This window comes from uncultured Rothia sp., assembly GCF_937976295.1.
Taxonomy (GTDB): domain Bacteria; phylum Actinomycetota; class Actinomycetes; order Actinomycetales; family Micrococcaceae; genus Rothia.
In genome coordinates this window covers 1-7988 of record NZ_CALJRY010000023.1, presented here as the reverse complement: position 1 = coordinate 7988, position 7988 = coordinate 1, and the positions used below count along the sequence as shown (strand labels likewise).

Below are 7988 nucleotides of genomic sequence, written 5' to 3'. Positions count from 1 at the left end.
CCACTGATCTTGGCGAATGCCCGCTCTATATGGAGCCGATTCAGGCGGCTATTCCAGTGTTGCGTGAGCTGATTCAGCGCGCGGACCTGACCCCCTATGACATTCCGAATCGTCGCGGTGAGCTGAAGAATATTCTGGTGACTGCTTCGGCAGCGGGCGAGCTGATGGTGCGTTTTGTGCTGCGTTCGAAGAAGCTTCTGGTGCCGATTCGCCGCCAGATGCACTGGTTGCAGGAGCGGCTGCCGAACCTGGCGGTGCTGTCGGTGAACCTGCTACGTGAGCCGGTGGCGCGTGTTGAGGGCGATGAGGAGATTATCCTTTCGGAACGTCAGACCCTGCCGATGCAGGTGAACGACCTGACCCTGCATTTGCGCCCGCAGAGCTTCTTCCAGACAAACACGAAGGTTGCTGAGGCGATGTACGCGCAGGGCCGCGAGTGGGTGCGTGAGGTGGCTCCGCGCTCGCTGTGGGACCTGTACTGCGGTGTGGGTGGTTTTGCTCTGCATGCAGCCTCGGTGATGGATGGCGGCTCGGTGACGGGCATTGAGATTAGTGCGGAGGCGGTCGCTTCGGCGCAGCGCACGGTCGCTGAGTACGGTCTGGAGGGTGTGAGCTTTTCGGCTCAGGATGCGCCGGAGTTCGCGGTGTCTTCGGGCGCGGTGCCGCAGATGCTGGTGGTGAACCCGCCGCGCCGTGGTATTGGTGAGAGCTTGTGCGCGTGGATTGAGGGTTCGGGTATTGACCGTGTGGTGTATTCGAGCTGTAATGCGGTGACTTTGGCGAAGGACCTGGAGCGCATGCCCTCGTATGCGCCGGTGCAGGGCCGCGTGCTGGACATGTTCCCGCATACGGACCACTACGAGGTCATGGTGCTACTGCAGAGGCAGTAGAAGCTATAACTTTTGCTAAATATTATATATCTTCAGAATTGGCATTCTGTATTATTAGGAGTGACTTAAATATATGCTATTTTCTAAAATTGCTAGGCAAATAATTGCACTCGTTCCATTTGTTTTCATTGTGATGAATTCATGTCTCAAGGATGCTGGAAAATTTTTCTTTGGGTCAGAGTCTCAGGATAATCTAGCGAGTGTTTCATATCTTGCTGGATTTTATTTTATATTATTACTTTTATACTCACTCATTTATGAATATCTCCTGAGGAAGCTCTACTTATCTGCCTCCTTAAGGCTGAAAAAGAGAGGTGAGCGTGCAGTCTATCAAGAAAAGATAGATCGTGCTCTCTTTACAATTCGGTTGAAATATTTGCTGACCAGAGTCTATAGATTTCTGAATTTGGGTCAAACAACTTACGGCTATCCAAATGAGAATCAAGTTTGGAAAGGTTTAAATAAGAATCCAATTTCTCATAATATAGTCGCAATACTTAAATTTCTAATTAGTATCCCTGTACTCACTTCTCTCGCTCTTTCTTGTATCTCATTGCGTATTTTTATCTTTTCTGATCTGTCGGTGGATAGGATTCAAGGCTTGATGCTTCAACCATTGAATCTTAGGGTTGACCTTGTTGATTTAACCTCAAAGCTACCTTTAGTTACCACATTCCTGGCCTTAGCGCCAACAATCTTCTTCTTCTATTTTTATAGTCAGAAGCGTGATGTTCGAAAAATTATCGATAAAGAAAGTAATAAACGCCTTGAAGAGTCTGTGTTGCTGTACGAGAATTTAATGCTGTGGATTAATGAAAATTTGTACGACATATCAAATAATTATGATTATGTTATAAGGGTGCAAAATTCAATTGTCTCATTGCGGATGGAGAAAAGGGTTCCTAACTACTTTTCGTTGACCGGTATCCCTCCTTACATGAGGAATAAAATTTGTAATTTTCAATTTATTGACTTGCCTGAGGTTGATGATTTTGCTCAAATTGTCAATGAACTATTGAGTGATAATCTGGATAGATATTCTAGGCTAATTGCGTATAGGAATTACGACCTTTGGGAACTTTACTGGGGGATTTCATCTTTGAACGAATCCGAGAAAGTTCATCGGTCGTTCTATACGCGCTCTGGAGTTAAGGATTATATTTCTGGGATAGCTGAATTGCCGTATGATATTAATAAAGAAATGTTTGAAGGGGAGCGTAATCTTGAGTCTTCTATCTTAGTTAGTGATATATATAAAAAACTCAAACTGTTGTACACGCTAAAGCGTGGAAGTGACGCCCTTAGGAAGTATCTTTACTCGTCAAGAATGGAGAAAGTTCTCGTGAGGGTTCTTCAAAAAGAAAAGCAATAAGTCATCTAACTGGGTGGAAAGTCGTTTATATCTATAGACGAATGTAATCTAGGTTTTTAGGACTGGCTATGTATAAGAGCGGTGGCGCCTCGGAGATGCAATCCGAGGCGCCACCGCTTTTTCGTACCTATTGTCGGGGGTTTAGCGCTCTGCCGTTAGTCCTGTGCTGTGAGAATACCCGCCGCATACGCTGCCTGACCCACGTGCTGCGCCGCGTCGTCAATCAGGCTGACCAGACGCACACCGCGAGTCACCGCCGGAGTCCACGAACGGTCAATAATCTCACTCAAATCAGCCTCGCTCAGCGTCTCCGCATAGGCCGCGAGCGCCTCGCCGGTCGCCACAAGATACTCCACCAACAGCGCAGAATCCTCCACCACAATCGAGCGTGCCTGCTCAGCGGTGTGGCCGTAGCCCATGGTGTCGCCCAGCTCGCCCAGATTAAAACGTTCCCTGAAACTCTGAGCCTCCCAGACCTGCGGCTGACCGTTCAGAGCAGAAAGCTGCATGTCCATCTGTCGTCCGGCGTGCCAGAGGAGCCAGGCGATAGAGTTCGGGTGCCCGCCCGGATGCGCGTTCAATGCCTCAGCCGATAGCCCTTTGACGGCTACGGCGGCCTCGATGCCGGGGCGACTGGCGGCGTCGCGCAGAATGTCGTGGGTTTTCATGGAATCCTCCTGAAAATGTTGGCTGCTCATGGGGAGCCGGGTAGTTTCAGTCTACGCCCAGGCCCGCACAAGCTGAGGGCTGAGGGCTGGCTGTGGAAGATGAGGAGGGAGCAAGAAAAATGTGGCGCGCGGGAATAATACCCATTTCTTCCCGTTGAACCCTGCGAAGACATCATCATCAAAATTTCACAGGAGAATATTATGACCACCCCCGCTCAGCTGCACTTTGACATGGTCGTCATCGGCTTCGGCAAGGGCGGCAAGACCCTCGCCGGCGCATACGCCAAGACCGGCAAGAACGTTGCCCTCATCGAACAGTCCACCGGCATGTACGGCGGCACCTGCATCAACATCGGTTGCGTACCCACCAAGGCGCTCGTGCACCGCGCCGACGAGTTCCGTGCCAGCGGCGAGCGCACCCTTGAAGAGGCAAACGCCGCCTACGAATCCGCCGTGGTCTTCCGTGACAAGCTGACCGGCATGATGCGCGCTAAGAACCGCGAGATCCTGCTGTCCAACGAGACCGCCAAGCTCATTGACGGTCACGCACGTTTCATTTCCGACACCGAGGTTGAGGTCACCGCAGGCGAGGACACCCTGCGCGTTACCGCCGACTACTTCATCATCAACACCGGCGCCGTGCCGGTTATCCCGCCGATTGAGGGTATCCGCGAGTCTGAGCGTGTGCTCACCTCCACCGAGCTGCAGAAGCTCACCCCGCGCCCCAAGCGCCTGGGCATTATCGGCGGCGGCCCCATCGGTGTTGAGTTCGCCGGTATTTTCTCCTCCTACGGCACTGAGGTGACCATTCTGGACGGTGCGCCCTCCCTCTTCGGCCGCTACGACGAGGATGTTGCCCAGGTTGCCCGCGAGATTATCGCAGACCAGGACATTACCGTTCATTCCGGCGTGCGCGTGCAGTCCTTCAAGGACGGCGCTGACTCGGTGACCGTGACCTACCTCGACTCCGAGGGTGCTACTCGGGAGCTGGAGGTGGACTACGTGATGGTTGCGACCGGCCGCAAGCCCGCCACCGAGGGTCTGGGTCTGGAGAACACCAGCATCGAAACCACTGACCGCGGCGCAATTGTTGTGGATGAGCACCTGCGCAGCACCGTGCCGAACATCTTCGCGCTCGGTGATGTGAACGGCGGCCCGCAGTTCACCTACATCTCCCTGGATGACTACCGTGTGGTGCTTTCCCAGCTGGTTGGTGACGGTTCCCGCTCCACTAAGGACCGCAAGGCTGTTGCTGCGACCATCTACATGAACCCGCCGCTGTCTTCGGTTGGTCTGACCGAGCGTGAGGCAATCGAGGCTGGCCACAAGGTTAAGGTTGCGTCGAAGCCGGTTGCCGCAATCGCTGCGATGCCGCGTGCTAAGACTATGGAGAACCCGCGCGGCATCATGAAGTTCGTGATTGACGCGCAGACCGACCAGATTCTGGGTGCCCAGCTGCTGGTGGTGGAGTCCATGGAGGTTATTAACCTGGTGGCTCTGGCGATGCGCCACGGCATTACCGCTTCGCAGCTGCGCGATGAGATTTACACTCACCCCTCGATTACTGAGGGCCTGAATGAGGTTCTTGCTGTCGCGGTGCCCGTGAACTAGTTGAACCAGAATCGCGTCTGGATTCTCTGGCTTCTCTCGCTTCGCGGTTCATGTAGCGTTTCTGCTTGTCTGAGTGCTTCTCTGCCCGTTCCGCCCGTTGTGCTCTCAACGGGGGTGCGGGTGGGGAAGCACTTTTGTTAAGGCTCAGATATACCTTGTAGCTAAGCATGCCCTAAGATGGTTATGAGATAAGCGCAAGCTCAGTGACCGGGTGGTTAGTGCGAGGGACTCGGAGGAGAGCGCCCACTCGCTGCTACGCCCACCACAGTGCACTGCCTGCGCCGCGCATACAACCGAAAACCATAGGCACGACCCGGGAGAATCATGGCACTGCCCAAAATTAAGCCCTACACCTACGTTGACCGTGAACACAGCAACCGCGTGAGCTGGCCTGTGGACCCCTCCCGAGCTGTACTGCTTGTGCACGACATGCAGGTACACTTCGTCCAGGCGTTCGAAGGCGCTGACTTGGGAGAGGGTAGCGCCTACCCGGACGCCCAGATTAACGTCGCCATTCGGAACCTGCGCCGCCTCATTGACGCCGCCCACGCCGCCGGCATTCCCGTCTACTACACCGCGCAGCCGCCGCGTCAGGATCCCGAGGATCGCCGCCTGCTCATCGACTTCTGGGGCGACGGCCTGCAGAACGACGAGTCCGCCCGCGTACTCGACGACCTGGCGCCCACCGACCGCGACACCGTGCTGACCAAGTGGCGCTACTCCGCGTTCGTGCGCAGCCCCTTCGAGGACCTGCTCAAGGAATCCGGCCGAGACCAGCTCATTATCGGCGGCGTGTACGCGCACATTGGCTGCCTGACCACCGCCCTGGAAGCGTTCATGCGTGACATTCAGCCGTTCATGGTTGCGGATGCGCTCGCCGATTTCTCGGAGGAGGAGCACCGCCTGGCGTGCGAGTACGCTTCGGGTCGTTGCGCCCGCGTGCTGAACACCGACGATGTACTCGCCGACCTGCAGGCCGCTGAGGCTGCTGAGGAGGCGCACGCATGAGCTGGGTGATTGTGACCGGCGCGAACGGCGGTATTGGTGAGGCAACCGTCCACCAGCTGATTAAGAACGGCTATTCGGTATTTGCGGCTGACCTTGCGGAGCAGCCCATTGCCTCCTTCGGCACTTACGGGGACGCTATCTTCCGCTACCGCGCCGTAGACGTCACGAGCGAAGAGTCCGTCACCGCCCTCGCCAACGCCGTGGCGGCGCTCGACGAACCCATTACCGGCGCGGTGCTCGCCGCGGGCATCGCCCACAGCCAGCCGCTCCTGGAAACCAGCTTCGCCACCTGGAAGCGCCTGCACGCGGTCAACTCCGACGGCGTGTTCCTGTGCCTGCGCGAATTCGCACGCATCATGATTGACCAGCAGGAGAACGACCCGACGAACAGCCGCTCCCTGGTGACGGTCGCCTCCAACGCGGCGCGTGTGCCCCGCGCGGAGTTTGGCGCCTACGGTGCGTCCAAGGCATCGGCGGCACGCGTGAGTTCCAGCTTCGGTCTGCAGCTTGCCGCGCACGGTATTCGCGTGAACTCGGTCTGCCCCGGCACCACCCGAACCCCCATGGTGACTGACGCCTGGGAGGGTGAGGACCGCTCCGCCCTACCGGTTGCCGGTAACCCGGAAACCTTCCGCCTGGGCATTCCGCTGCGCCGTATTGCCGACCCCGCCGATATTGCCTCGGTGAACGCTTTCCTCATTTCTGAGGCGGCACGCCACATCACCATGCAGGAGATTGTTGCCGACGGCGGCGCGACCCTCTAACGGCACTCCGCGTCCGGCGTTTAGATGCCCGGCGCGAACCCACACACCACTGATAGAAGTACGATGACGAACCTTCCCGACTTTATCTTTTCCACCGGCACCCGCGTCCTGCGCGCAACCGGTGCGATGACCCCTGTCACCTTCGATAACGCCCTGGACGAGGCAAAACGCGCCGGTAGCGCTGTCGTGGGTCTGATTCCCTTTGACCCGGACATGCCCGCCTACCTCTTCGTGCCCGAACGCCTGGAGGAGCAGCAGGTGCCGCTCCCCGAGCAGACCGTGGCGCTTGCCGAACCGGTATCGGTCACCGGCAGGCAGAACTACCGGTTCCGTACCGCCGTGGCGACCGCCGTGGAGCGCATGAAGGCGGGTGAGCTGAGCAAGATCGTGCTTTCGCGTGTGCTCACCGCCCGATACGCACCCGGCGCCCTCAACCTGCAGGCGCTGTACAACAACCTGCGCGCCCAGCAGCGTTCCGCATTCAACTTCGCGGTGCGCCTGCCCGACGGCGAGCGCGGCATGAACGGAAGCTACCTGATGGGCGCCTCCCCGGAACTGGTGTTCCGCACCGAGGGTCGCGCCTTCAAGACCCACCCGCTGGCCGGTAGCGCCCCGCGCATCGCTGAGCCCGGTAGCGCCGAGGACGAGGCGATTCGTGACCGCCTGTTCGCCTCGCCGAAGGACCGCCACGAGCACGCCTACGTCATCAACGATATTGCCGAGCGCCTGGCACCTATCGCCGAGGAGCTGAACGTGCCGCAGGTGCCCTCGCTGCTGAAGACCCCGCAGCTTTGGCACCTGGCGACCCCCATTGACGGCGTGCTGAAGGAGGGCCTGACCTGTCTGGATGGTGCCCGCGCGATTCACCCGACCCCCGCGATTTGTGGTGCACCCACCGAGAGGGCTCTGCAGCTGATTCGTGAGCTGGAGTCCTTTGAGCGCCGCTACTTTGGCGGTCTGGTCGGCTACATGGATGCCGAGGGTAACGGCGAGTGGGCGCTGGTGCTGCGTTGCGCCCAGGTCAGCCCGGATGAGGCAGTGCTGTACGCCGGTGCGGGTATTGTGGCTGAGTCCGACCCGGAGCTAGAACACACGGAGACCGGTACGAAGCTCGGTAGCTTTGGCCGCGCCCTGGGCGTGGATACCCTGGGTGAGGATATGCCTTAGGCTCTGTCTTGAACGCCTTGACGAGGCAGAATAAAACGACAGCATAAAACGACTGAACGTGCTCGCTGCCATGGCGGGCGCGTTCAGTCGTTGTTGTTATGAGGGATTGAGCGCAGCTAATCGGTGAGCAGGCGCTTGAGCTCTAGGGGAGTAGCCACCGGCAGAAGCTGAGCCTCAACCTGCGCGGGCTCGCCCCCGGACTCACCCCCGGCCGGGTTCTCCACCGCCAGGGCGATGAGCATTTTCTGCGCGTGCTCGGGGTTCTCCGCGTCGGGCAGTGCCACGGGCACCCAGTGCAGGCTAAAGCTTCGCTCGATAGCCTCGCCGCCCTGATCGCTGCTCTGACCACTGCCAAGAGGCGCGCTAAAGGTCGCACGGGTGGCCAACCTGTCCTGAGTCAGTACGCGCAGGGTGGTCGGCTCGGAAATGTCGCTGTCCAGAAGGTCACCCGGGACCTCCTCGTTCATGGCGAGTTCGAGTGCATCCAGCAGCTCATCGGTGAGCTGAG

The 7988-nt window shown here is 57.8% G+C and carries 7 protein-coding genes and 1 pseudogene; 6 read left to right on the top strand and 2 right to left on the bottom strand.

Annotated features, from left to right (window positions below; all coding sequences use genetic code 11):
* A partial coding sequence (locus tag Q0216_RS00610; RefSeq protein ID WP_298592054.1) for a methyltransferase domain-containing protein occupies positions 1-890 on the top strand: 890 nt, incomplete at its 5' end.
* A gap of 73 nt (positions 891-963) precedes the next feature.
* On the top strand, positions 964-2262 hold the full coding sequence (locus tag Q0216_RS00605; RefSeq protein WP_298592051.1) for a hypothetical protein: 1299 nt from the start codon (positions 964-966) through the stop codon (positions 2260-2262).
* Positions 2263-2417: 155 nt separating this feature from the next.
* Here the strand turns inward: Q0216_RS00605 and Q0216_RS00600 are convergent, their stop codons facing one another.
* Positions 2418-2930, bottom strand: coding sequence for a mycothiol transferase (locus tag Q0216_RS00600; protein ID WP_298592048.1), 513 nt, complete (start codon positions 2928-2930; stop codon positions 2418-2420).
* Positions 2931-3131: 201 nt separating this feature from the next.
* Here Q0216_RS00600 and Q0216_RS00595 point away from each other — a divergent pair, with 201 nt between their 5' ends.
* The 4 genes from Q0216_RS00595 (at position 3132) to Q0216_RS00580 (ending at position 7480) form a co-directional block, all read left to right on the top strand.
* A complete protein-coding gene (locus Q0216_RS00595) occupies positions 3132-4541 on the top strand; it encodes an FAD-dependent oxidoreductase (protein ID WP_298592045.1) in 1410 nt (469 codons plus the stop codon).
* A gap of 324 nt (positions 4542-4865) precedes the next feature.
* Positions 4866-5549, top strand: coding sequence for an isochorismatase family protein (locus tag Q0216_RS00590; RefSeq protein WP_298592042.1), 684 nt, complete (start codon positions 4866-4868; stop codon positions 5547-5549).
* Positions 5546-6313, top strand: coding sequence for an SDR family oxidoreductase (locus Q0216_RS00585; protein WP_298592039.1), 768 nt, complete (start codon positions 5546-5548; stop codon positions 6311-6313). Before Q0216_RS00590 ends, Q0216_RS00585 begins: the two co-directional genes overlap by 4 nt.
* Positions 6314-6376: 63 nt before the next feature.
* Complete coding sequence (locus Q0216_RS00580; RefSeq protein WP_298592036.1) at positions 6377-7480, top strand: isochorismate synthase MenF; 1104 nt, start codon at positions 6377-6379, stop codon at positions 7478-7480.
* Positions 7481-7596: 116 nt separating this feature from the next.
* Here Q0216_RS00580 and Q0216_RS00575 read toward each other — a convergent pair.
* Positions 7597-7988 (bottom strand): annotated as a pseudogene (locus tag Q0216_RS00575) (4-phosphopantetheinyl transferase); the annotation flags it as partial.

Excerpts from the sequence above, each read along its gene's own strand:
- Q0216_RS00580 (WP_298592036.1), top strand. The coding sequence starts at position 6,377 with ATGACGAACCTTCCCGACTTTATCTTTTCCACCGGCACCCGCGTCCTG.
- Q0216_RS00605 (WP_298592051.1), top strand. The coding sequence starts at position 964 with ATGCTATTTTCTAAAATTGCTAGGCAAATAATTGCACTCGTTCCATTT.
- Q0216_RS00600 (WP_298592048.1), bottom strand. The coding sequence starts at position 2,930 with ATGAAAACCCACGACATTCTGCGCGACGCCGCCAGTCGCCCCGGCATC.
- Q0216_RS00585 (WP_298592039.1), top strand. The coding sequence starts at position 5,546 with ATGAGCTGGGTGATTGTGACCGGCGCGAACGGCGGTATTGGTGAGGCA.
- Q0216_RS00595 (WP_298592045.1), top strand. The coding sequence starts at position 3,132 with ATGACCACCCCCGCTCAGCTGCACTTTGACATGGTCGTCATCGGCTTC.
- Q0216_RS00590 (WP_298592042.1), top strand. The coding sequence starts at position 4,866 with ATGGCACTGCCCAAAATTAAGCCCTACACCTACGTTGACCGTGAACAC.